We start from the raw sequence: 21130 nt of genomic DNA, 5'->3' as shown, positions 1-21130 counted from the left end.
ACAGAAAATGCCCTACGGCGCTTCGCCGGAGGCGTGGAACAAAATTAGAACAAAGTCTTTCGTCGAGTCAATCAGTGCTTTAAATTCAAGGGCACTTTCCATAGATAGGCCGAATTCAAGCTTCCTTCTTTCTTGCCGGTTTCGTTGATGTCCGATCTCAAGACGATCTCCATTCGTGGTGCGCGCGAACATAACCTTAAAAACGTCGATCTCGACATTCCGCGCGACAAGCTGATCGTCATGACGGGGCTTTCCGGTTCGGGCAAATCCTCCCTAGCCTTCGACACTATCTATGCGGAAGGCCAGCGGCGTTACGTCGAGAGCCTGTCTGCTTACGCACGGCAGTTTCTGGAGATGATGCAGAAGCCGGACGTCGACTCCATCGAGGGCCTCTCGCCTTCGATTTCGATCGAGCAAAAAACGACGTCGAAGAACCCCCGTTCCACCGTCGCGACTGTCACCGAAATATACGATTATATGCGCCTGCTTTTCGCGCGCGTCGGCGTGCCGATCTCGCCGGCGACAGGCCTGCCGATCGAGAGCCAAACCGTGAGCCAGATGGTCGATCGGGTGCTAGCGCTAGAGGAAGGCACGCGCCTTTACCTGCTCGCGCCGATGATCCGCGGCCGCAAGGGCGAATACCGCAAGGAACTGGCCGAGCTTCAGAAAAAAGGCTTCCAGCGCGTCAAAATCGACGGCGAATATTACGAGATCGCCGAAGTTCCTGCCCTCGACAAGAAGTACAAGCACGACATCGACGTGGTGGTCGATCGCATCGTGGTGCGCGAGGATATGAAGTCACGTCTTGCCGACTCGATTGAGACCGCCCTCGGCATGGCGGACGGCCTCGCGGTCGCAGAGTTCGCCGATAGGCCTCTGCCGAAAGAGCGGCTCGCAGATGCAGGCGCAAATCGAAACAAGAACGAGACCCACGAACGGTTGCTCTTTTCAGAAAAGTTCGCCTGTCCGGTCTCTGGTTTTACGATCCCGGAAATCGAACCGCGCCTGTTCTCGTTCAACAATCCCTTCGGGGCCTGTCCGAAATGCGACGGCCTCGGCTCGCAGCGAGCAGTCGATCCCAAGCTCGTCGTGCCGAACGAAAACATGACGCTGAAGAACGGCGCGATCGCGCCTTGGGCGAAGTCGACCTCGCCCTATTACGGCCAGACGCTGGACGGTCTCGGCAAACACTACGGCTTCAAGCAGACTGACAAGTGGTCCGATCTCTCGAACGAAGCCAAAGAGGTTATCCTCAACGGTACCGGTAAGGAAAAGGTCGAATTCCGCTTCAAGGATGGGTTGCGCGCCTATTCGACGACGAAGACGTTCGAAGGCGTCGTGCCGAACCTTTCGCGCCGCTGGCGAGAGACCGACTCCGCCTTCATGCGCGAGGAGATCGAGCGCTTCATGTCGGCAACGCCCTGCCCTGCCTGCAACGGCAACCGATTGAAGCCCGAGGCGCTGGCGGTGAAAATCCACGGCCAACATATCGGTCAGGTCAGCGACCTTTCGATCCGCCACGCCGTCGACTGGTTCGAGGAATTGCCGCAACATCTGAGCGACAAGCAGAACGAGATCGCCGTCCGGATCCTGAAAGAGATCCGCGACCGGCTGCGCTTCTTAAACGATGTCGGGCTCGATTATCTGACACTGTCGCGTTCTTCGGGAACGCTATCCGGCGGAGAGAGCCAGCGCATCCGCCTCGCTTCGCAGATTGGATCGGGTCTGACTGGGGTGCTCTACGTGCTGGACGAGCCGTCCATCGGTCTCCACCAGCGCGACAACGAGCGCCTGCTCGTCACGCTCAAGCACCTGCGCGACATCGGCAACACGGTGATCGTCGTCGAGCACGATGAGGACGCGATCCGCACCGCCGATCATGTGGTCGATATCGGCCCGGCGGCGGGTGTCCATGGCGGCGAAATCATTGCCTCGGGTACGCCCGAGGACATCATGGAAGAACCGTCCTCCATCACTGGGCAGTATCTCTCTGGCGAGATGGGCGTGCCGGTACCGCAGGTTCGGCGGAACGCCAAGAAGGGCAAGGCGGTCAAGGTCGTCGGCGCACGCGGCAACAATCTGAAGAACGTTACCGCCGAAATCCCACTCGGTCTGTTTTCCTGCGTCACGGGCGTTTCAGGCGGCGGCAAGTCGACCTTCCTGATCGAGACGCTTTTCAAGGCAGCATCGCGCCGTATCGCCAACGGCCGCGACGTGCCGGCCGAGCACGACCGGATCGAGGGCTTGGAGCACCTCGATAAGGTGATCGACATCGACCAATCACCCATCGGGCGCACACCCCGCTCAAATCCGGCGACGTATACGGGCGCCTTCACGCCGATCCGCGACTGGTTCGCGGGCCTCCCCGAGGCGAAGGCGCGCGGCTACCAACCGGGCCGCTTCTCCTTCAACGTGAAGGGTGGCCGCTGCGAGGCCTGCCAGGGGGACGGCGTCATCAAGATCGAGATGCACTTCCTGCCGGATGTCTACGTCACCTGCGACGTCTGTCACGGCAAGCGGTACAATCGCGAGACGCTGGAGGTCACCTACAAGGAAAAGTCGATCGCGGACGTGCTCGACATGACCGTTGAGGAAGGCGTCGACTTCTTCGCGCCGGTCCCGGCCGTGCGAGACAAACTCGTAGCACTAAAGGAGGTCGGCCTCGGCTATATCAAGGTCGGCCAGCAAGCGACGACGCTGTCGGGCGGCGAAGCTCAACGCGTGAAGCTTGCCAAGGAGTTGTCGCGCAGGGCGACCGGCAAGACGCTCTACATCCTCGACGAGCCGACGACGGGCCTGCATTTCCACGACGTCGCCAAGCTTCTCGAAGTGCTGCACGGCCTCGTCGAGCGCGGCAACACGGTGGTGGTCATCGAGCACAATCTCGAGGTGATCAAGACCGCCGACTGGCTGGTCGACATCGGTCCTGAGGGCGGCGACGGCGGCGGCGAGATAATCGCTGCCGGCACGCCCGAACAGATCTGCGAGAGCTGGAAGAGCTACACCGGCCGCTTTTTGAAGGAACTTCTGCAACGTCGCCCGACGAAGAAGGTCACGAAGATCGCTGCAGAATAAGCTACGCCACGGTCATTAGCCGTTCGTTTCGCATCGCTACGTCCGCCGGGCCGCGCGAGAAATCGCAGTCCGGTCCTTTGTTGCGCTGGTCGAGAACTTCGGCACCATTCCTGGCCAGCAGGGTGTCACCCTCCATGTCACGAAGCCGGGTACATAGCGTGGTTCACCCTTGAGGGTCCGAAGGGCTTCGTTCGCTCGGAATCCAAACAAATCCGCTGCTCTTTCGTGCTTCCCGCGGCAACTTCTCACCCCTCTTTCCGCTTGCCTGGGATACGGCGCACCGCACTCAATGCCGCCCCCTTCTTGTCGAATCTCTCCAGCGTTTCGGCGAGTGGCTCGACCGCAGTCATCATGTGATAGGCGTTGGCGTGCAGCAGGCGTTGGCCATCCATCATGATGCCCACATGGCCCGGCCAGAAGAGGAGGTCTCCGCGCTGAAGGGCTTCGATGCCCGCGATCCGGGTTCCAAGTTCGCGCACCTGATCGGACGAGTCGCGCGGGGCGTCGATGCCCGCCATCTGGCAGGAGAGCTGAACCAGCGCCGAACAGTCGATACCGAGCGCGCTTTTGCCGCCCCAGAGATAAGGTGTTTCAAGGAAGCGCTCCGCTACTGAGACGAAGTCGTCGGCATCCGTGTCGAATGCCTCGGCGTGTTGTTTGACGATGGCACCGCCGCCATCGAGCAGATGATAGCGGGCATTGTGGTCTTCAGCCTCGCCGACGGCCTTTACCAGCGCTCCCATTGGCAAGTCCGCGACCGGCGGGCGCTTTATGTCGGGCTCTGGAAAAAGCAGCGTGCGCGGAACCGATATGCGATGGGTAGGCATGTTCGCCTCACCGTTTCCGCCGAGGCGCTTCAGCGCGGCGAAGGGCGTGTAGCCCACATAGCCGTCTTCATCCAATTGCACCCACGCCCAGGCCTCGCCGTCAACGACCGTCTCATCGAAGACCAGCAGTCGTTCGCCGAAGAGGGCTTCGGTGTCGAGTGCGGCATCATGGGCGGGCGCGCGATGGATCGGGGCTAGCGGGACGGAGACGACGCCGGGCTGGCCCTCAATGAAGTGTTCTGCCTCAACCTGACCCTTCAACCGAAGATCGGCGAGATCGCTGCGATAGGCATTGAGGCGGGGATTCAGTGTTTCTGTCATTCTCTCGGTCGATGCATTCTTGGTTATTTCGCCGGATAACGCTTCGCGATCACGTCGAAAAGAGCGCGGATGGCATAGGCCTCACCGCCAACCGGCCCAATTGCCGATGCCTTTGGACGCCAGCCATAAATGTCGAAATGCGCCCAGGCCTTCGACTTTTCGACGAAGCTTTCGAGAAAAAGCGCCGCCGTTATCGCGCCGGCAAAACCACCGGGGCTGATATTGTTGGTGTCAGCGACTTTCGAAGAGAGATCGGTCCCATAAGGACGGTAGAGAGGCAGACGCCAGGACGGATCGGCGAGACGAACACCGGCTTCAGCGACACTTTCCACGAGGCTTTCGTCGTCGCTGAAGAAGGCAGGGAGATCCGTGCCGAGCGCGACGCGAGCAGCGCCTGTAAGCGTCGCCATATCGATCATGATCTCCGGCTCCTCGTCGTCGCCAAGGCATAGAGCATCGGCGAGCACCAGGCGGCCTTCTGCATCCGTATTGCCAACCTCGACCGTCTTGCCTTTCCGGCTCGTGAGCACATCACTCGGCCGGAAGGCCGAGCCGGAGATCGAGTTTTCGACGGCCGGGATCAGGACGCGCAACCTCACGCCGAGTTTTTCGGCCATGATCATGGAGGCGAGCCCAAGAACGTTCGCCGCGCCGCCCATGTCCTTCTTCATCAACAGCATGTTCGAAGGGGGCTTGATGTCGAGCCCGCCCGTGTCGAAGCAGACGCCCTTTCCGACCAGCGTCACCTTCGGCGCATCCGCCCGCCCCCACGTAAGATCGACGAGGCGCGGCGGTGAGACGCTTGCCCGGCCTACCGCATGGATCATCGGGAAGTTATGCTCGATAAGCGCGTCGCCGATTATCGCGGAGACGGAGGCGCCGAAGCGTTCGCCGAGATCGCGCGCGGCCTGTTCGAGGTCCGCCGGGCCCATGTCGTTGACCGGTGTATTGATGAGATCGCGCGCTAGACACACGCCGTCGGCAACTGCGGCGATCCGGTCGAGATCGGGTCCATCGCCAAGATGGAAACGAAGTGCCGGCCCGTCGGTCGCGTTGCCGGTCTTGTATCGATCGAACTTGTAGGCGCCGAGCTTCAAAGCGATCCCAACCAGTTCCGCATCCAGTTCGGACTCGGGCGGCAAATGCCAGTCGCCTTCCGGCAGCTTGCGGGCAAGAACACCTGCAAGCAATGCTGCGCGCGCGGAGCTACTTGGATCACGCTTTTCCGGACGCCCTAGACCCAAAAGAATGGATCGAACTCCACACTCGCCGGGCACGAGGCAGGTGTCACCCGCCTCGCCGTCGAACTTCGAAAATTTGGCCCAGTCGCGGGTTTCGCCGAGGAGATTATCCCGTTCGCCCTGCCGCACGGGTACGATGGGGCGAGACTTGGCGGCGCGTTCTGCAACGAGGGAAACGGGCATCGGCACTCCGGCGTTAGAGCCGGGCATTAACCGGCCATTAGGGTTAACGATTTATGCTTTGAGCCATGGCCCGATAGCCCTGTCGCGGCATCGGGTATCCCATTCCGTCGAAACGAAGACGAGAGCTCAGCGCATGCGCAAGATTAGTCCGATATCGTCTTCCAGAAAGGCCCTCCTCGTCGCAGCCTCGATCGCCGCCCTCGGCATAACGGGCTGCGCTAACAAGGTCAGCTACGAGACGACGGGTTCGATCTCGCGCACCGCACCGCAGCAGTCGGTCCAGCAGCAATCAGCCAAGACAGTGGCGGAAATGTCGTCGGGCGAATTGCGCAACGCGGTCGACGCTTACGGTCGTCAATACGAGGCCAATCCACAAAGCAAGCAAGTGGGCCTGTCTTATTCCGCCGCCTTGCAGATGGCCGGTCGCAACGAGCAGTCCCTCGCGGTCATGCGCCAGATCGCGATCGCCCATCCGAAGGATCGCGACGTTCTCGCGGCGTACGGCAAGGCGCTCGCAGCAGCCGGCGAGTTGCCGAAAGCGCTCGATACGATCCGCAGAGCGCAGACACCCGACTATCCTGACTGGAGGCTCTATTCGGCCGAAGGCGCGATCCTCGACCAGATGGGCAAGCCGGAAGAAGCGAGAGCCCTTTTCCAGAAGGCGCTTGTGCTCAAGCCGAACGAGGCGACGGTCCTATCCAATCTCGGCATGTCCTATCTCCTCGCCGACAATCTGCCGGCTGCCGAGCGCTATCTGCGTGCCGCACTCCAACAGCCGGATAGCGATGCGCGCATCCGGCAGAACCTCGCCCTCGTGATTGGCCTTCAGGGCCGTTTCGAAGAGGCCGAGAAGGTCGCAGCCGGCGCGCTCTCGCCGGACGAGGCCAAGGGCAACGTCGCTTTCCTTCGCGAGATGCTCGCTCAGAACAACACGTGGTCGAAGCTGAAAGAGGAAGAGCAGGAAGGCTGATCCCGCCGTTCCGAAAGACGTTTATGCAAACCGCTGCTTGAAGCCCGACCACGGCCGGCTCCGTTCAGTTGACATTGCGATGGAGCGAAGCCAATTCAGCCGCCATGCGAGTAGCGGAAGCCGACATCCTCATCGTCCCGGGTTATAAAGGCTCGCCGGACAATCACTGGCAGAGCCGGTGGGAGCGCAAACTCTCGACGGCGAGGCGCGTCCAGCAGCGCGAATGGACCAAACCAGTCCGCGAAGACTGGGTCGGCTCCGTCGCAGAAGCGATCGGGACATCGACGAGACCCGTCGTTCTGGTTGCTCATTCGCTAGGCGTCGCAACTGCGATTCACGCCGTCCCGGAGGCGACCAGGCGTATTGCCGGCGCCTTCTTCGTCGCGCCGCCCGATGTGGAGAACGCCGCGATCCGCCCGAAGCACCTGATGACCTTCGGCCCTTATCCGCGCGATCCCCTGCCCTTCCCCTCTATTGTGGTGGCGAGCCGCAACGACGTCTTCTCGTCTTTCAACGCCGCTGAAGACATCGCTGGCGCCTGGGGCTCGCTCTTCATCGATGCGGGCGAGTCGGGTCACATCAATGGCGATTCGGGCCATGGTCCTTGGCCGGAAGGACTGCTCACCTTCGGTAAGTTCATGAGCAAGCTGTCCGCGACGCATTGACTTTGGTGGGACTGGCGAAGCGTCAGCCCTTCGCCTCCTTGGCGAGCAATTCGGCCGCCTCAGCAACGATCTTCAAATCCATGCTGATGCCGACATAGTCGTAACCGCGACACCAATAGGCACTCGCGTGGGCGGCGTCGCCGGCGTAGGCCGCGGCGACCTTGCCGTGCCTCTCCGCCGCTTCGGCAACGCGCCGCATGGCGTCCTTCAGCCGCTCGCCGTCGATGTCGACGCGGCTGTCGTCCGAGAGCGCGATCGAGAGGTCCGCGGGACCTACGAAGAGGCCGTCGATGCCGTCGATCGCTGCGATCTCGTCTAAGGCGTCGAGCGCGGTACGGGTCTCGATCATCGCAAAAGCGAAGGTCTCGGAGTTGGCTGTCTCCACATATGCGTCGACGTCGCCACCTTTGGCGAGTGGAGCGGCGCGGATGGGAGCGTAGGACCTGAGCCCCAGCGGCGGGTATTTCATGTGCTTGACGAAGACGCGCGCGTCCTCAGCCGACTCGATCATCGGCATGATCACACCCTGCGCGCCCATGTCGAGAACCCATGATGCATTGCCGAACCCACTCACCGGCACACGCACGAAGGCACCCTTGCCGAAAGCGTAGCAACGTGTGATCGCGTCGCGCACATCAGCTCGGTCGAGGAGACCGTGCTGCATGTCGAGCACGACGAAATCGTAGTCGGCCTTGAGGAAAGCTTCCTGGGTAAACGGATCGGGCGAGGCGAGCCAGGCCGAGAGCACAGATTTACTCCCGGCCATCGCGAGGAAGCGATCTTTCGGAGAGGAATGCGAGCTCATTCGCTCATCACCTGCTTCTCGGCTTCCTTCAGCAACTCTTCCATCTGGGCACGGATCTCCTTTTCGGTGATGCCCATCTCGCCAAGATCGGCCATGAGATGATCGAAGACGTCGTCGTCGCCCGGCTTCTCGAAGTCGACACGAACGATCTCCTGCGCATAGGCATTAGCATCCGGCCCTGTCTTGCCGAGCTTTTCCGCCGCCCAGAGCCCGATAAGCTTGTTGCGGCGAGCCCGAATGCGGAACTTCAGTTCCTGATCGTGGATGAAGCGATTCTCAAAATCACGCTCGCGGTCAGCCATCGTCATTGCGGGTCTCCTTGCCGTTGCCCACCGAGCGGCGAGATGTCCGCGCGGCGGCTAATTCTCACAGTTTCCACTATGGACGAGATGGGCGACCGAGATAAGCCCGTTGCGATCTGCGGGAGTACAAAAATCCAGACGAGATGGCTGCGTTCTACCTCCTTGACCCCAGCGCGGCTTGACGTTCAGCTAGCCAATACCGACCTTGATCGCGCTCATTCCCTACAGAGCCCGGCCCGCCGATTGTGATGGCGGGCGCTTTGGTCTATTCACGCAGAAAAAGCGGCCCTTGAGACGGTTTCCGGCTCGGTCCCGCAAGCCAAGAACAGAGTATGATATGACACGTCGCCGCCGCATCTACGAAGGCAAGGGCAAGATTCTATATGAAGGGCCCGAGCCCGGCACTCTCGTGCAGTTCTTCAAGGACGACGCGACCGCCTTCAACAAGAAGAAGCACGAGATCGTCGACGGCAAGGGCGTCCTCAACAACCGTATTTCCGAATATATCTTCGGCCATCTCAACAAGATGGGCATCCCGACACATTTCATTAAGCGGCTCAATATGCGAGAGCAGCTGATCAAGGAAGTCGAGATCATTCCGTTGGAAGTTGTCGTCCGCAACATCGCGGCCGGCTCGCTGGCCAAACGTTTAGGTATCGAGGAAGGCACCGTGCTGCCGCGCTCGATTATCGAATTCTACTACAAGGCCGATCAGCTCGACGATCCGATGGTCTCCGAAGAGCACATTACTGCCTTCGGCTGGGCGAGCCCGCAAGAAATCGACGACATCATGGCTCTCGCCATCCGCGTCAACGATTTCCTTTCCGGCCTCTTCCTCGGCGTCGGCATCCAGCTGATCGACTTCAAGATCGAGACCGGCCGGCTCTTCGAAGGCGACATGATGCGGATTGTCGTTGCCGACGAGATCAGCCCGGATTCCTGTCGCCTGTGGGACATCAACACACAGGAGAAAATGGACAAGGATCGATTCCGCCGCGACATGGGCGGATTGGTCGAAGCCTATCAGGAAGTCGCACGACGGCTCGGGATCATGAACGAGAACGAGCCGCCCCGCCCCTCCGGGCCGGTGTTGGTCAAGTGAGACGGCAAAAACCCGTCAAGCAGCCGGCACCGGCATTGAAGATCATCCATTCCAAAGACAGGCAGATCCCGTGATTAAGGCGCGCATCGTCGTAACGCTGAAGAACGGCGTCCTAGACCCACAGGGCAAGGCCATTGGAGGTGCCCTAGGCCATCTCGGCTTCGACGGCGTCGACGAAGTGCGCCAGGGCAAGGTCTTCGACCTGCAGCTGGATGGCGACGATAAGACGGCAACCGAGAAGCGACTGTCGGAGATGTGCGAGAAGCTTCTGGCTAATACGGTCATCGAGAATTACACTATCTCTATCGACTGAGGGTAGCGTGGAGACAATTCGATGGTCGAAGTCACGAACGAACTGATGACGGAAATCCTGAAGAGTCTTCAGCAGAGGATTTCCAACATCGAACTTCTCGGTGTCGAACAAGCTCAAGGAATGAACGCGATCCGAGGTTATGCCGGCTCGATCCAAGCCGATACGACCAACATCTACGGCGTCCTTTCCCGCATCGACCAGCGCCTCGACCGGATCGAGCGTCGGCTGGAATTGCGCGAGATGGCAGAGCCTGGAACTCCATACAGTCCGAACGCATGAACACGACCGTCGTCCTCCTCCCCGGCCTCAATCGCGACCGCGACATGATCGCGGCTCTGAAAACCATCACCGGCAAGCTGCCGCAGACGGTCTGGCAGACCGAAACATCCCTTCCACCGTCCGATCTGATCGTCATTCCGGGCGGCTTCTCTTTCGGTGACTATCTCCGCGCGGGTGCGATTGCGGCGCGCTCTCCCATCATGCGCGCCGTCGCCGAAGCCGCCGAAAAGGGCGTTCCGGTTCTGGGCGTCTGCAACGGTTTCCAGATCCTCTGCGAGGCCGGCCTGCTGCCTGGCGCGCTGATGCGCAACACGACACTGCGCTTCGTTTGCCGCGAGGTGAAGCTCGAGGTGACGAACGCTAAAACGCGTTTCACCGGCGGCTATTCGGCAGGTCAGATCATCCGCTGTCCAGTCGCTCATCACGACGGAAACTATTTTGCGGATGCTCACACACTCGCTGCGCTTCAAGACAACGGACGTATCGTCTTCCGCTATGCCGAGGGCACCAATCCAAACGGCGCGATCAACGACATCGCTGGCATCGTCAACGCGGACGGCAATGTTCTCGGCATGATGCCCCATCCGGAAAACCTCATCGAGCCTGAACACGGCGGCATCGACGGGCGCGCGATCTTCGAAGGCGCACTCGGCCTTACACAGCAGGAAGCAGCCTGATGCTGAGCGTGAACAGGCGCGGGCTGCTTCCAATCGCGCTTGGTGCATCGCTTGGGCTGATGGCCTGCTCGACAACATCCGAAACGCCTGAGACCGATCCATCCGAGATGGGTCTCGACCTGATGGAGCGGCTCACCCTGAATGCCGATCGCTGCTGGTTCAAATCAGGCGACCCGGCCTTCGAACCTTACGGCCTTTCGCCGGAACTCGCCTCCTTCTCCGGCAAGCCGCGTTTCCTGCTGACGCCGGCCGGCGAGCCCGAAGCACGTCCGCTACTGGTCGCCGAAGGTCAGGCCGGTTCGGGCGATGTCGCAGTGTATGGACCGCTGCTCACCGAAGAGATCGGCCAGCGTGCACAAGCCGATATCGAAAGGTGGAGAAGCGGCAGCGACGATTGCGTCGCCTGAGCCCGATCAGTCCAACCGCTCAATCCGTAGCATCTGCGGTTGGCCGCCAAGATGGCCGTCGTCGGAGATCGCCCGAAGAGCTTCACGTACTGCGTTTTCCGTCGTTTCGTGAGTTACGAGGATCACCTGTGCATTGGCCTTGTCGCCGGCACGGGCACGTCGACGCTGAACGATGGATTCCAGCGAAATTCCGTTCTCCGCCATGCGCGTTGCGATCGAGGCAAAGGCACCCACCTGATCGTGCACGGAGAGACGGATGTAGTATCCACCCTCGTGAGCGCGCATCCGAGCGCGGACGTAGGGCTGTAGCTTGTCGGCTGGAATTCCGAGGGTCGGCAATACGACACCGGTCGCGATGTCCATGATATCGGAGAGAACGGCCGAAGCGGTGGCATCACCACCTGCGCCGGGCCCGGCCAGCATGATCGAGCCGAGAAGATCAGTGTCGACCGCGACCGCATTCGTGACGCCCGAGACCTGCGCCATCGCTGCGGCGGCCGGGATCAGCGCCGGATGGACCCGCTGCTCGATTCCGGTATCGGTCCTCTGCGCAACCGCAAGAAGCTTGATCGAATAGCCGAGTTCGCCCGCTGCAGCGATGTCCTCTGCCGTCACAGCCTCGATTCCCTCAACGTAAATCGAATCGGCGTCGATCTCCGTGCCGAAAGCGAGAGAGGTCAGGATTCCGAGCTTATGGGCGGCATCGAAGCCGCCGATATCGAAGGTCGGATCGGCTTCGGCATAGCCGAGATCCTGCGCGTCCTTCAGGCAGAGATCGAAGGAAAGGCCCTCGCGCTCCATGCGCGTCAGCATGTAGTTGCAGGTGCCATTGAGAATGCCGTAGACGCGGCTCACCTCGTTGCCGGACAGGCCCTCGCGCATTGTTTTGATGATCGGTATTCCGCCTGCAACAGCCGCTTCGTAGAGAAGCTCGGTGCCGTTCTCTGCCGCGAGCCGAGCCAGTTCCACTCCATGATGGGCGAGAAGCGCCTTATTCGCCGTCACTACCGGAACGCCGCGTTCCAGCGCGGCCCTCACGCATTCCAGCGCAGCACCCTCAGAACCGCCGATCAGCTCGACGAATCCGTCGATCTCGGCCTCGCGAGCGAGGGCGGAGGGATCGTCGTACCAAGCAAGGCCGCTCGCGTCGAAACCACGATTCTTCGTTTTGGCGCGCGCCGAGACTGCGACGAGCTCGATCGGCCGCCCGGCACGTCGAGTGATCGAATCTGTTTTGGTCTGGAGAAGTCGCGCAAGGCTTGCACCGACGGTGCCTAGGCCGGCGATCCCGATCCGCAATGGTGTCGTCATGAATGTTTGTCGCAATTCGTCAGCGGTCGGCGCGAAGAGCAGTCTTCGAAAAAGACGCGCGTCGACAGGGTTTCGAGTGCGGCTTCGCTAACCCGAACGCGGCGAGATTGAAAGGCCGGACCGGCCGGCCTTTCTGACGCGACCCTAGGCGCGAGCCCGCATGGGGACGACCTTCTGGCCCTCCCCCTCGTCACTGGCGAGGAACCGCTTGAGATTGCGCGCAGCCTGGCGGATGCGATGCTCGTTCTCGACCAGCGCGATGCGCACGTGATCGTCGCCGTGTTCGCCGAAACCGACGCCGGGCGCGACCGCGACGTCCGCCTCTTCGACGAGAAGCTTGGAGAACTCGAGCGAACCCATATGCTTGTAGGCCGCCGGCAGCGGCACCCAGGCGAACATCGTCGAAGGCGGCGGTGGCACGTCCCAACCGGCACGACCGAACGAATCGACCAGAACGTCGCGGCGCTTCTTGTAGACCTGCCGGATCTCGGCGACGGCCTTGTCGCCCTGGTTGATCGCGGTTGCCGCCGCGACCTGGACCGGCGTGAAGGCACCATAGTCCAGATAGGACTTCACCCGGCCGAGCGCGGCGCAGAGCCGCTCGTTGCCGACGGCAAAGCCGATCCGCCAACCCGGCATGGAGTAGCTCTTCGACATGGACGTGAACTCGACCGCCACGTCCATCGCGCCTTCGACCTCGAGGATCGAGGGCGGTGGAACATCGTCGAAATAGATCTCGGAATAAGCGAGATCGGACAGGACGATAATCTCATGCTTCTTCGCGAAGTCGACGACATCCTTGTAGAATTCGCGGGTCGCGGTGAAGGCGGTCGGATTGCCCGGAAAATTCAAGACGACGGCGATCGGCTTGGGGATCGAGTGGACGACCGCACGCTCCATGGCGCGCAGAAAGTCCTCGTCAGGTTTGGCGGGCAGCGAACGGATTGTCCCACCGGACATGATGAACCCAAACGCATGGATCGGATAAGTCGGGTTCGGGCAGAGGATCACATCGCCAGGCGCTGTGATTGCCTGCGCCATGTTCGCGAAGCCCTCTTTCGAGCCGAGCGTCGCAACGACCTGCCGGTTCGGATCGAGCTTTACGTTGAAGCGTCGCTCGTAGAAGGCCGCCTGTGCTTTGCGCAGCCCGTTGATGCCGCGCGAGGCCGAGTAACGGTGGGCACGTGGATCCCGGGCGACCTCGCAGAGCTTGTCGACAATGAAGGCGGGCGTCGGCAGGTCCGGGTTTCCCATGCCGAGGTCGATAATGTCGGCGCCCTTCGCACGGGCCGCGGCCTTCAACCGGTTGACTTCCTCGAAAACGTAAGGCGGCAGCCGGCGGATCTTGTAATAGTCTTCCATGGGTCGATTATCCGTGCGGCAACTCATGGCCGCGATATTGGGATTCCAGAAAGACCGAAGCGAATTCAGTTGGTCGTTTCGTCCGTAGCTTCGATCTGGCGCAGGACGTCTTCCGGTCGCGGCCCGCGCTCCGTCGTCCCGGAAGCAGCGGGCTGGCTGGCCGCCTCAGCGTCCAGCGTGGAAACGGCGGCAGCCTGACGCTCGCGAGCGCTCGCCGCGCGGGAGATCGCTGATGCATATCCGGTGTCATCCGCAGCGGCCTCGCGCTGGGCCGCAATGCCATTATATCGACTGTTAAGCGCGGCGACGTTTTCATCGGCCAATTGTGGCGCTGCGGCACCGGGATATGCGCCAAGTAGCGGATAGCCGTCCTCATCGAGCCTCTGTTGCGAGGCGACTGCGTCGGCCTGGCTCAGACGAAGCGCACCGAGAGAGGCGTCTTCCTCGCCGGGGAAAATCGCCTGACACCCCGATAGCGCGAGCGCGCCGGCGAAGATGCCCGGAAAAAACAATGCGTCGAACCTGTACGACATGACGAGAGGCCTGTTTGAAATCGTCGATCGTGTCTTACCTTAAAAGAGACGATTTACAAAACCGCCATCGTTCCGGAAGAATGACCGTCATCAGAACGCATTAAGACCCGGTTCAAGGCGGAAATGGGAACGCATCCTGGAGGGATCGCCCAGGGAGGATAAGACGATGGCGGACAAGAAATCCGAGTCGAAACCCACCACGAAACCGGTACCTTTCTCGAACGAATACGCAGTAAAGGATCCCGAACAATTCGCTATGAACATGGCGAGGATGTTCGAGCATATCGGCAAGGCGGCGAGCGCTTGGGTAGAGCCGCGTGAGAAGGGCGATCACGTTGAGACGGGACCGGTCACCATGGCCGAGATTGTTGAGACTCTGTCCAAGGTCGGCGAATATTGGATGACCGATCCAACCCGCGCAATTGAGGCTCAGACGCGCCTCTTTGCCGGCTATATGACGGTCTGGAACAATTCGATCCGGCGCCTCGCCGGCGAAAGCGTGAACGGCGAGGCCGCGTCGTCGACGAAGGGCGACAAGCGCTTCTCCGACGAGGAATGGAATCAGAACTTCTTCTTCGACTTCCTCAAACAGGCCTATCTGATGACGACCAGATGGGCGGACGAGCTCGTGGAGGAGGCGAACGGACTCGACGACCATACGAGGCACAAAGCGGCCTTCTACATGCGGCAGGTCTCGAACGCCCTATCGCCGACCAATTTCATCATGACCAATCCCGAGCTCTATCGCGAGACGATCCAGTCGAACGGCCAGAACCTCGTCAAGGGAATGAAGATGTTCGCTGAGGACATCGCCGCCGGCAAGGGCAATCTCAGGGTCCGGCAGGCGGACTATTCCGCCTTCAAGATCGGCGAGGACATCGCCCTGACCGAAGGCAAGGTGATCGCCCAAAACGACATCTGCCAGATCATCCAGTATTCACCGCAGACCGACGAGGTCTTCAAGCGGCCGATCATCATCACGCCGCCGTGGATCAACAAATTCTACATTCTCGATCTGAAGCCCGAGAAAAGCTACGTGAACTGGCTCGTCGAGCAGGGTCACACGGTGTTCCTAATATCGTGGGTCAATCCTGACGAGCGGCACGCCATGAAGACGTGGAAGGACTATATTGAGGACGGCATCAAGTTCGGCCTCGACACGGCGGAAAAGGCGACCGGCGAGAAAGAGTTCAACATGGTCGGCTATTGCGTCGGGGGAACGCTGCTTTCCGCCGGTATCGGTTATCTGAAGGCCAAGGGCGACACCCGCCCGCAGACGGCGACGCTTTTCGCGACCCAGGTAGATTTTGAATATGCGGGCGATCTCCTCGTCTTCGTCGACGAGGAGCAGCTCAAAACGCTGGAAGCCACGATGGAGGCAAAGGGCTACCTTGATGGATCGCAGATGGCGCAGGCCTTCAACATGCTGCGCTCGGCCGATCTGATCTGGCCCTACTTCGTCAACAACTATCTGCGCGGCAAGGATCCGATGCCGTTCGACCTTCTGTTCTGGAACGCCGACGCGACACGGATGCCAAAAGCAAACCATCTGTTCTATCTGCGGAATTGTTATCTGGAGAACAATCTATCGAGGGGCGAGATGGTCATCGGCGATACGAAGATCGATCTTCGCGCTGTCGACATCCCGATCTACAACCTCGCCACGAAGGAAGATCATATCGCGCCGGCCAAGAGCGTCTATCGAGGTTCGAAAAGCTTCGGCGGCGATGTCAGCTACGTCCTCGCAGGTTCTGGCCACATCGCCGGCGTCGTCAACCATCCATCCCGCAACAAGTACCAGTATTGGACGGGCTCCGCGCCGCATGCGGACGGCACATTCGAAGAATGGTTCGAGAAGGCCGAGGAGCATCCGGGCTCATGGTGGCCGCACTGGTCCGAATGGATCGCCGAGAAGTCCGGCACGAAGAAAGTCAAAGCGCGCAAGCCGGGCGGCGGGAAAATGAAGGCGATCGAGGACGCCCCCGGTTCATATGTAAAGGTACAGGCGTAGGACCTTCCGGGTCAGTGCTGCTCTAACGCTCCACTGGCAGGGTTTGCGAAGATGTTGAGATCCACAGGTTCTAGAAATGAGACCCCGTCCACTTCTGAGTGCACGACGGTATCGGCCAAAAGGACGGACCCGTCGCGGACAAGACTAGCTGTTGGTCCGAGCGCTGTTTTTCTCACCGAGAAGACCCGCTTCGATCGCGATATGGGTTAGTAGAGCATCCGTCGGAGCGTCGAGCTTGGCGCGGATGCGATAGTGATTGTTCTGCACCGTCTTCAAGCTAAGCGACAGCCCGTCGGCGATCGCCTCGTCAGTCATGCCGAGCGCAATCATCCTCAGGATTTCCGTTTCGCGCGGACTGAGGCCGGCAAGCGGTGTGACGCCGTTCAGGTGCACGTCGGCGAGTTCGCGCGCGATGTCCGAGCTCATCGCCCGCCGACCTTCGAGCGCTTCTTCAATTGCTGCCAAGAGTTCGGTCGGATCGCTGCTCTTCGTGACATAACCGACTGCACCTGCCTCGAACGCCTTCACCGCGTAGGCAGGGTTTTGGTGCATCGAGAAAACCAGGATGCGCGCTGTCCCATCCCACTGCCGGATATGGCGTAGCGCTTCCAGCCCGCCCGGCCCTGGTAGAGATAGGTCCATGACGACAAGATCCGGCTCGCACATGCGGTAGGTGCGGTAGGCTTCCGATGCGCTTTCCGCCTCGGCGACGATGCGGTGCGGGGTCCGGCTCTCGATCAGCCGGCGATAACCTTCCCGGACAATAGGGTGGTCGTCGACGAGAAGGATGGCCTTGCTGTTCATCACTCGGCCGCAGCGGCAAGAGGCACATTGCGCGGAAGGCGCGCCTCGATCCGGGTGCCCCGTCCGGTGTCGACGATCGAGAGGCGACCGCCGAACGCGGTTACCCGCTCGCGCATGCCGATGAGCCCGGAACCACGTCCCTCCTCACCCATCGTTTGGCAGCCTACCCCGTCGTCGCTCACGCTCACGGCAATCGAAGGCTGCAGACCATCTTCGGGAAAGGCGACCACTACGCGAGCCTCACTTGCATCGGCGTGACGCGCGACATTGGTCAGACATTCCTGGACGATTCGATAGATCGCGACGGCGACCTCGTGCGGCGTCTCGTCGAGGCCATCCGGCGCCTGAAGCGACACACGCGTCCGTCCGGAGAGGCTGGCGTTCCATTCGTGAACGAGGGCGTCGAGCGAGGTGCGCAGCCCGAATTCTTCGAGGTCCGGCGGCCGGAGCCGCGAGAATGCGCCCTTCAGAGTTTCCATCATCCGCCGCTCGATCCGCGAGAGCGTTGCCGCGTCCCTGGCGATGTCGGGCCGGTCCGGGCCAGCATTGCCTTCGATCGATGAGGTGAGTGCGACGGCGGCGGTCAGGCACTGGCCGAATTCGTCATGCAGGTCGCGGGCGAGGTTGAGACGTTCTTCCTCCTGAACAGCGAACAAGCGCTTCATCAACACGCGCCGGTCTTCCAGCGACAGTTCCAGACGCTGGGCGAGCGCATCGACGGCGGCTGCGATCTGGTCGAACTCGTGCGTGCCAGACCGCGGAATTCGCGTTTCCAATGCGCCATTCTTAAGCGCATCGAGCCCGCGTACGATCGAGCCGACGGGGCGCAGAGCATGCGCGACTGCGACGATCGAGAGAAGCGCGATGGCTGCGGCGAGACCGGCTGCGAGCCCGGTAAGGAGGCGCGCCTGCTGCCAAACTCGGGTCGCAGCTGCGACAGGGTCGTAGAAGGTCTTCAGGCCGTAGCCGTCGCGGCCGTAAATGGGCACCTCGCCTACGACCGGATCGAACGGCCCAAGCACTGCGCCAACACCTTTTCGAAACCAGCTTGGCGCAACCTCGCCGAAAATGTTCCAGCCAGCGCAAAGACGCCGGCTCATGTCCTCATTGCGTTCTTGAGTGAAGAGCACGCACGTCCCTGGCGTCATGACGAGTACGATATCGATCGAACTGAGTTGAAGCATGTTCTCGATCGGATATCCGTTGCCGCCGCGATGCATGCGCTCAAGCTGATACGAAACTCGAGCCTGGGTCGAAGCGATGTCGTTTTCGATCGCAAGGCTTGTATCGCGCGCGACGACCACCAGTGCGACGCCGAGCGCCAGTATGGCGACCGCCGCAAGCCGGATTGCGAGCTTGATCGTGAGGCTCACCTGTCCCGACGCCTCCCTTTCCAGATCACGCCTATCAGCACCGATCCGGCACGTTCACGCAAGTCGACATCGGAACCGTCGGGCAATATGCCCCGACCAAACCGGGGAATAGCCCATTTCGCTTTGTGATCATCTGCGCAATAACAGAGCAGGCCGCAGGAAGGGATGAGGGCACTTCCGGCCCTGTGGCTGCAAGGGAGGTAATATCGTTTTGACGTCATCGCTTGCCGAACGACAGACGCCCGCAGACCAGTTTTCCCCCATACATCGCGCGCATCGCCCTGCCCATCATCTCGCCGGCCTTCAGGCCGAAATAGAGAAGCGGCTGATTGGTCGCTCGGGCCTGGTCGAACGCCTCATGATTGCGTTGTTGTGTGGAGGCCATCTGCTGCTCGAAGGCCCGCCCGGCCTCGCCAAGACCCGCGCAGTCAAACTGCTCTCAAACGGCCTTGAAAGTTCTTTTTCGCGCATCCAATGCACACCGGATCTGATGCCGGCCGACCTGACCGGCACGCAAGTGTTCCGCCCAGAGGCCGGCAAATTCGAATTCGTCGAGGGCCCGATATTCCATTCCCTCGTCCTCGTCGACGAGATCAACCGCGCCCCGCCAAAAGTCCAGTCTGCGCTCCTGGAAGCAATGGCCGAAAACCAGGTGACAGCCGGTGGCGTCACCTACGCGCTTCCTGCCCCGTTCATGGTCGTCGCGACACAAAACTCGATCGAGCACGAAGGCACTTTCCCTCTTCCAGAGGCGCAGCTCGACCGGTTCCTCATGCATGTGATGATCGATCTGCCCGACGCCGAATCGGAACTGGCGATCCTCGAACTCGTCGAAAGCGAAGGCGCCGGGACAGCTCCGCAGGCGGGTAAGCCGATCCCCAGCCAGCAGATCCTCGATGCCCGCGCGGAAGCCGCTCAGATCCACCTCGCACCAGCGCTGAAGGATTTCGTGGTGCGGCTCGTCATGGCAACGCGCGATCCGGACGCAGCACCCGAAGTGCATGGCCAGATCGAACATGCGGTGAGCCCGCGTGGCACGTTAGCACTTGCGGCAGGTGCCCGGGCGCGAGCCTATCTGAGAGGCCGCGACTACGCGATCCCGGAGGACGTGATGGAGATCGCGCCCGACATCCTCGCCCACCGCATCATTCCCACCTGGCGAGCTTCGGCCGAGGGCGCGACGGGGCGCTCGCTCGTCGCCAAGCTCCTCGATAAGGTCGAGCCCAGCTGATGGCTTTGCCGGGCCAACGTGCGGCAGAAGGGCCGACCTGGATCGATGCCGAGGCGATGTTCGCCATGCGCCATATCGTGCGCAACGTCCCCGAACGCCTGCTCAATCCAACAGGCCGGCCCGGCGGCTATATCGGCAAGAAACGCGGAAACGGTCTCGAGATCGTCGACGTCCGGCTCTTCTCCGAGGGCGACGATGCCCGCCATATCGACGCTGCCGCCACCGCCCGGACCGCCAAGACCCATGTGCGCACCTTCCGCGACGAGCGCGATCGGGCAGCGCTGCTGATCGCCGATTTTCGGTCGGCGATGCTCTGGGGCACGAAGACCCGCCTCCGATCCGTCGCGGCGGCCGGCGCGCTGGCGCTCGTCGGTTGGCGCGTGATCGAGGGCGGCGGGCGCGTCTCGCTGATGGCCGAGGGCTGCGACGGCATTCTTTATCTGCCGCCGCGGTCGCGGGAACACGCGATGGCAGCGACGACCGCGGCGCTGGAACAGACCCACAGGGCGAGCATCGCGGCCCTCGAGCACGGGACCCTGAAGGAGATCTCCATCGTCGCCATGCTGGAGCAGGCGATCGCCCGGTCTTCCAGCGGCACGACGATCGTGCTCGCCTCCTCGCTGGACGATGCGGATGCCGAGTTCGACCAGCTGCTTCTCGCCGCACGCCGGCGTTTCGACATCGTCGTCCTCTTGATCCGCGACCGGTTCGAGAAGGCCGCGCCGCGCGGCGCTTATCCCTATCTCGTCATCGGCGAGCCGGAATCGGCCTCGATGCGCTGGGCCTTCGTGCCGAAAACGAGCGAGGCGCGGCAGGATGTGCGCATCGATCGGCTGCGCAGCGCGGGTATCGATCTGCGCGTCATCGATACAGATGCGGACTGGACCGACATGGCACGTGTTCTGGAGACGGTGGATGGACCCCGATCTTATCGCTGAGCTACGCCCGATCCGCCTCCCGCCAGGTTTCGAAGCCTTCGATCTCTCGGGAACCCTCGCCGTGTTCTCTATCGCGGTTCTGGCCGGCCTCGCGCTCGCACTGATGCTGCGCCTTGCCACGGAGCCGAAACCCTCGATTCGCCGGGCCGTCACGGAGAAGCTCGAGGCCGCGAAGGCGTTGCAGCCCGGAGACCGGCTCCTTGCACAAGCGCAGGCACTGGGATTACTGGAGACGTCGTTTGCGCGAAAGCGCCGGAAGCCGAAAATCGATGCCTTCGATCTAATTGGGCGGCTGAAGACCGAGATTTCCGAGGCGATCTACCGACGTGAACCCGGCCTCGACTGCGACCGCATCGATCGCGACATTCTCGCGCTTACGCGGACCGGACGAGCCTGACCG

Annotated in this window: 22 protein-coding genes; 12 read left to right on the top strand and 10 right to left on the bottom strand. The window is 61.4% G+C overall.

Features of this window, described 5'->3' with window-relative positions; genetic code table 11:
* The first annotated feature begins 147 nt into the window (after positions 1 to 147).
* Positions 148 to 3075: an excinuclease ABC subunit UvrA gene (gene uvrA / locus FP2506_RS02660; RefSeq protein WP_007065834.1), complete on the top strand. Its 2928-nt coding sequence runs from the start codon at positions 148 to 150 to the stop codon at positions 3073 to 3075.
* Positions 3076 to 3320: 245 nt separating this feature from the next.
* Here uvrA and FP2506_RS02655 read toward each other — a convergent pair whose 3' ends face one another.
* Both FP2506_RS02655 and FP2506_RS02650 read right to left on the bottom strand, forming a co-directional pair.
* Complete coding sequence (locus tag FP2506_RS02655) at positions 3321 to 4223, bottom strand: C40 family peptidase (protein ID WP_007065832.1); 903 nt, start codon at positions 4221 to 4223, stop codon at positions 3321 to 3323.
* A gap of 23 nt (positions 4224 to 4246) precedes the next feature.
* Entirely contained in the window at positions 4247 to 5647 is a 1401-nt protein-coding gene (locus FP2506_RS02650) for a leucyl aminopeptidase family protein (RefSeq protein WP_007065831.1), read from the bottom strand.
* 133 nt (positions 5648 to 5780) lie between these two features.
* Here FP2506_RS02650 and FP2506_RS02645 point away from each other — a divergent pair, with 133 nt between their 5' ends.
* Entirely contained in the window at positions 5781 to 6617 is an 837-nt protein-coding gene (locus FP2506_RS02645; protein WP_007065830.1) for a tetratricopeptide repeat protein, read from the top strand.
* Positions 6618 to 6721: 104 nt separating this feature from the next.
* Positions 6722 to 7282 carry an RBBP9/YdeN family alpha/beta hydrolase gene (locus FP2506_RS02640; protein ID WP_007065829.1) on the top strand — a complete coding sequence of 187 codons (561 nt, stop codon included), beginning with the start codon at positions 6722 to 6724 and terminating at the stop codon, positions 7280 to 7282.
* 22 nt (positions 7283 to 7304) lie between these two features.
* Here FP2506_RS02640 and FP2506_RS02635 read toward each other — a convergent pair whose 3' ends face one another.
* Both FP2506_RS02635 and FP2506_RS02630 read right to left on the bottom strand, forming a co-directional pair.
* Positions 7305 to 8087 carry an HpcH/HpaI aldolase family protein gene (locus FP2506_RS02635; protein WP_007065828.1) on the bottom strand — a complete coding sequence of 261 codons (783 nt, stop codon included), beginning with the start codon at positions 8085 to 8087 and terminating at the stop codon, positions 7305 to 7307.
* On the bottom strand, positions 8084 to 8395 hold the full coding sequence (locus tag FP2506_RS02630) for a DUF1476 domain-containing protein (protein WP_007065827.1): 312 nt from the start codon (positions 8393 to 8395) through the stop codon (positions 8084 to 8086). The genes FP2506_RS02635 and FP2506_RS02630 overlap by 4 nt, the downstream gene beginning before the upstream one ends.
* Positions 8396 to 8726: 331 nt before the next feature.
* On the opposite strand from FP2506_RS02630, the gene purC reads away from it, so the two are divergent.
* The 5 genes from purC (at position 8727) to FP2506_RS02605 (ending at position 11167) form a co-directional block, all read left to right on the top strand.
* A complete protein-coding gene (gene purC, locus FP2506_RS02625; RefSeq protein WP_007065826.1) occupies positions 8727 to 9491 on the top strand; it encodes a phosphoribosylaminoimidazolesuccinocarboxamide synthase in 765 nt (254 codons plus the stop codon).
* 70 nt (positions 9492 to 9561) lie between these two features.
* The gene (purS, locus tag FP2506_RS02620) at positions 9562 to 9804 is read left to right on the top strand and encodes a phosphoribosylformylglycinamidine synthase subunit PurS (protein ID WP_007065825.1); all 243 of its coding nucleotides are present in this window, start codon (positions 9562 to 9564) and stop codon (positions 9802 to 9804) included.
* A gap of 21 nt (positions 9805 to 9825) precedes the next feature.
* Positions 9826 to 10083: a hypothetical protein gene (locus FP2506_RS02615; protein WP_007065824.1), complete on the top strand. Its 258-nt coding sequence runs from the start codon at positions 9826 to 9828 to the stop codon at positions 10081 to 10083.
* The gene (gene purQ, locus FP2506_RS02610) at positions 10080 to 10760 is read left to right on the top strand and encodes a phosphoribosylformylglycinamidine synthase subunit PurQ (RefSeq protein WP_007065823.1); all 681 of its coding nucleotides are present in this window, start codon (positions 10080 to 10082) and stop codon (positions 10758 to 10760) included. The genes FP2506_RS02615 and purQ overlap by 4 nt, the downstream gene beginning before the upstream one ends.
* Entirely contained in the window at positions 10760 to 11167 is a 408-nt protein-coding gene (locus tag FP2506_RS02605) for a hypothetical protein (RefSeq protein ID WP_007065822.1), read from the top strand. Before purQ ends, FP2506_RS02605 begins: the two co-directional genes overlap by 1 nt.
* Positions 11168 to 11173: 6 nt before the next feature.
* Here the strand turns inward: FP2506_RS02605 and FP2506_RS02600 are convergent, their stop codons facing one another.
* The 3 genes from FP2506_RS02600 to FP2506_RS02590 all read right to left on the bottom strand — a co-directional run bounded on the left by FP2506_RS02600 (position 11174) and on the right by FP2506_RS02590 (position 14373).
* Positions 11174 to 12478 carry a homoserine dehydrogenase gene (locus tag FP2506_RS02600; protein WP_007065821.1) on the bottom strand — a complete coding sequence of 435 codons (1305 nt, stop codon included), beginning with the start codon at positions 12476 to 12478 and terminating at the stop codon, positions 11174 to 11176.
* A 144-nt stretch (positions 12479 to 12622) separates the two neighbouring features.
* Complete coding sequence (locus FP2506_RS02595; protein WP_007065820.1) at positions 12623 to 13840, bottom strand: LL-diaminopimelate aminotransferase; 1218 nt, start codon at positions 13838 to 13840, stop codon at positions 12623 to 12625.
* Between the two features lie 65 nt (positions 13841 to 13905).
* A complete protein-coding gene (locus FP2506_RS02590; RefSeq protein ID WP_007065819.1) occupies positions 13906 to 14373 on the bottom strand; it encodes a hypothetical protein in 468 nt (155 codons plus the stop codon).
* Positions 14374 to 14539: 166 nt separating this feature from the next.
* On the opposite strand from FP2506_RS02590, the gene phaC reads away from it, so the two are divergent.
* Positions 14540 to 16384, top strand: coding sequence for a class I poly(R)-hydroxyalkanoic acid synthase (phaC, locus tag FP2506_RS02585; RefSeq protein WP_007065818.1), 1845 nt, complete (start codon positions 14540 to 14542; stop codon positions 16382 to 16384).
* Between the two features lie 144 nt (positions 16385 to 16528).
* Here phaC and FP2506_RS02580 read toward each other — a convergent pair whose 3' ends face one another.
* The 3 genes from FP2506_RS02580 to FP2506_RS18900 form a co-directional block, all read right to left on the bottom strand.
* The gene (locus tag FP2506_RS02580) at positions 16529 to 17188 is read right to left on the bottom strand and encodes a response regulator (protein ID WP_007065817.1); all 660 of its coding nucleotides are present in this window, start codon (positions 17186 to 17188) and stop codon (positions 16529 to 16531) included.
* A complete protein-coding gene (locus FP2506_RS02575; protein ID WP_007065816.1) occupies positions 17188 to 18561 on the bottom strand; it encodes a HAMP domain-containing sensor histidine kinase in 1374 nt (457 codons plus the stop codon). The genes FP2506_RS02580 and FP2506_RS02575 overlap by 1 nt, the downstream gene beginning before the upstream one ends.
* Before the next feature lie 217 nt (positions 18562 to 18778).
* Positions 18779 to 18946 (bottom strand): hypothetical protein, encoded by a 168-nt coding sequence (locus tag FP2506_RS18900; RefSeq protein WP_007065815.1) that lies wholly within the window; start codon positions 18944 to 18946, stop codon positions 18779 to 18781.
* Between FP2506_RS18900 and FP2506_RS02570 the strand changes: the two genes are divergently transcribed.
* The 3 genes from FP2506_RS02570 to FP2506_RS02560 are packed head-to-tail and all read left to right on the top strand — an operon-like array spanning position 18875 to position 21127.
* A complete protein-coding gene (locus FP2506_RS02570) occupies positions 18875 to 19792 on the top strand; it encodes an AAA family ATPase (RefSeq protein WP_244404241.1) in 918 nt (305 codons plus the stop codon). The two genes, FP2506_RS18900 and FP2506_RS02570, sit on opposite strands and share 72 nt — an antisense overlap.
* A complete protein-coding gene (locus FP2506_RS02565) occupies positions 19792 to 20730 on the top strand; it encodes a DUF58 domain-containing protein (protein WP_007065813.1) in 939 nt (312 codons plus the stop codon). Before FP2506_RS02570 ends, FP2506_RS02565 begins: the two co-directional genes overlap by 1 nt.
* Positions 20708 to 21127, top strand: coding sequence for a hypothetical protein (locus tag FP2506_RS02560; protein ID WP_007065812.1), 420 nt, complete (start codon positions 20708 to 20710; stop codon positions 21125 to 21127). Before FP2506_RS02565 ends, FP2506_RS02560 begins: the two co-directional genes overlap by 23 nt.
* The last annotated feature ends 3 nt before the right edge of the window (positions 21128 to 21130 follow it).

The organism is Fulvimarina pelagi HTCC2506 (assembly GCF_000153705.1).
Classification (GTDB): Bacteria; Pseudomonadota; Alphaproteobacteria; order Rhizobiales; family Rhizobiaceae; genus Fulvimarina; species Fulvimarina pelagi.
Note: the sequence above shows the minus strand (reverse complement) of the source record. Positions and strands in the feature narration are given on the sequence as shown.

Bases quoted from the DNA above. Each gene is read 5' to 3' on its own strand.
- FP2506_RS02630 (WP_007065827.1), bottom strand. From the start codon at position 8,395: ATGACGATGGCTGACCGCGAGCGTGATTTTGAGAATCGCTTCATCCAC.
- FP2506_RS02565 (WP_007065813.1), top strand. From the start codon at position 19,792: ATGGCTTTGCCGGGCCAACGTGCGGCAGAAGGGCCGACCTGGATCGAT.
- FP2506_RS02590 (WP_007065819.1), bottom strand. From the start codon at position 14,373: ATGTCGTACAGGTTCGACGCATTGTTTTTTCCGGGCATCTTCGCCGGC.
- FP2506_RS18900 (WP_007065815.1), bottom strand. From the start codon at position 18,946: ATGGCCTCCACACAACAACGCAATCATGAGGCGTTCGACCAGGCCCGA.
- FP2506_RS02580 (WP_007065817.1), bottom strand. From the start codon at position 17,188: ATGAACAGCAAGGCCATCCTTCTCGTCGACGACCACCCTATTGTCCGG.
- FP2506_RS02615 (WP_007065824.1), top strand. From the start codon at position 9,826: ATGGTCGAAGTCACGAACGAACTGATGACGGAAATCCTGAAGAGTCTT.
- FP2506_RS02605 (WP_007065822.1), top strand. From the start codon at position 10,760: ATGCTGAGCGTGAACAGGCGCGGGCTGCTTCCAATCGCGCTTGGTGCA.
- uvrA (WP_007065834.1), top strand. From the start codon at position 148: ATGTCCGATCTCAAGACGATCTCCATTCGTGGTGCGCGCGAACATAAC.
- FP2506_RS02560 (WP_007065812.1), top strand. From the start codon at position 20,708: ATGGACCCCGATCTTATCGCTGAGCTACGCCCGATCCGCCTCCCGCCA.
- FP2506_RS02600 (WP_007065821.1), bottom strand. From the start codon at position 12,478: ATGACGACACCATTGCGGATCGGGATCGCCGGCCTAGGCACCGTCGGT.
- FP2506_RS02635 (WP_007065828.1), bottom strand. From the start codon at position 8,087: ATGAGCTCGCATTCCTCTCCGAAAGATCGCTTCCTCGCGATGGCCGGG.
- FP2506_RS02655 (WP_007065832.1), bottom strand. From the start codon at position 4,223: ATGACAGAAACACTGAATCCCCGCCTCAATGCCTATCGCAGCGATCTC.
- FP2506_RS02640 (WP_007065829.1), top strand. From the start codon at position 6,722: ATGCGAGTAGCGGAAGCCGACATCCTCATCGTCCCGGGTTATAAAGGC.
- phaC (WP_007065818.1), top strand. From the start codon at position 14,540: ATGGCGGACAAGAAATCCGAGTCGAAACCCACCACGAAACCGGTACCT.
- purC (WP_007065826.1), top strand. From the start codon at position 8,727: ATGACACGTCGCCGCCGCATCTACGAAGGCAAGGGCAAGATTCTATAT.
- FP2506_RS02645 (WP_007065830.1), top strand. From the start codon at position 5,781: ATGCGCAAGATTAGTCCGATATCGTCTTCCAGAAAGGCCCTCCTCGTC.
- purQ (WP_007065823.1), top strand. From the start codon at position 10,080: ATGAACACGACCGTCGTCCTCCTCCCCGGCCTCAATCGCGACCGCGAC.
- FP2506_RS02595 (WP_007065820.1), bottom strand. From the start codon at position 13,840: ATGGAAGACTATTACAAGATCCGCCGGCTGCCGCCTTACGTTTTCGAG.
- FP2506_RS02650 (WP_007065831.1), bottom strand. From the start codon at position 5,647: ATGCCCGTTTCCCTCGTTGCAGAACGCGCCGCCAAGTCTCGCCCCATC.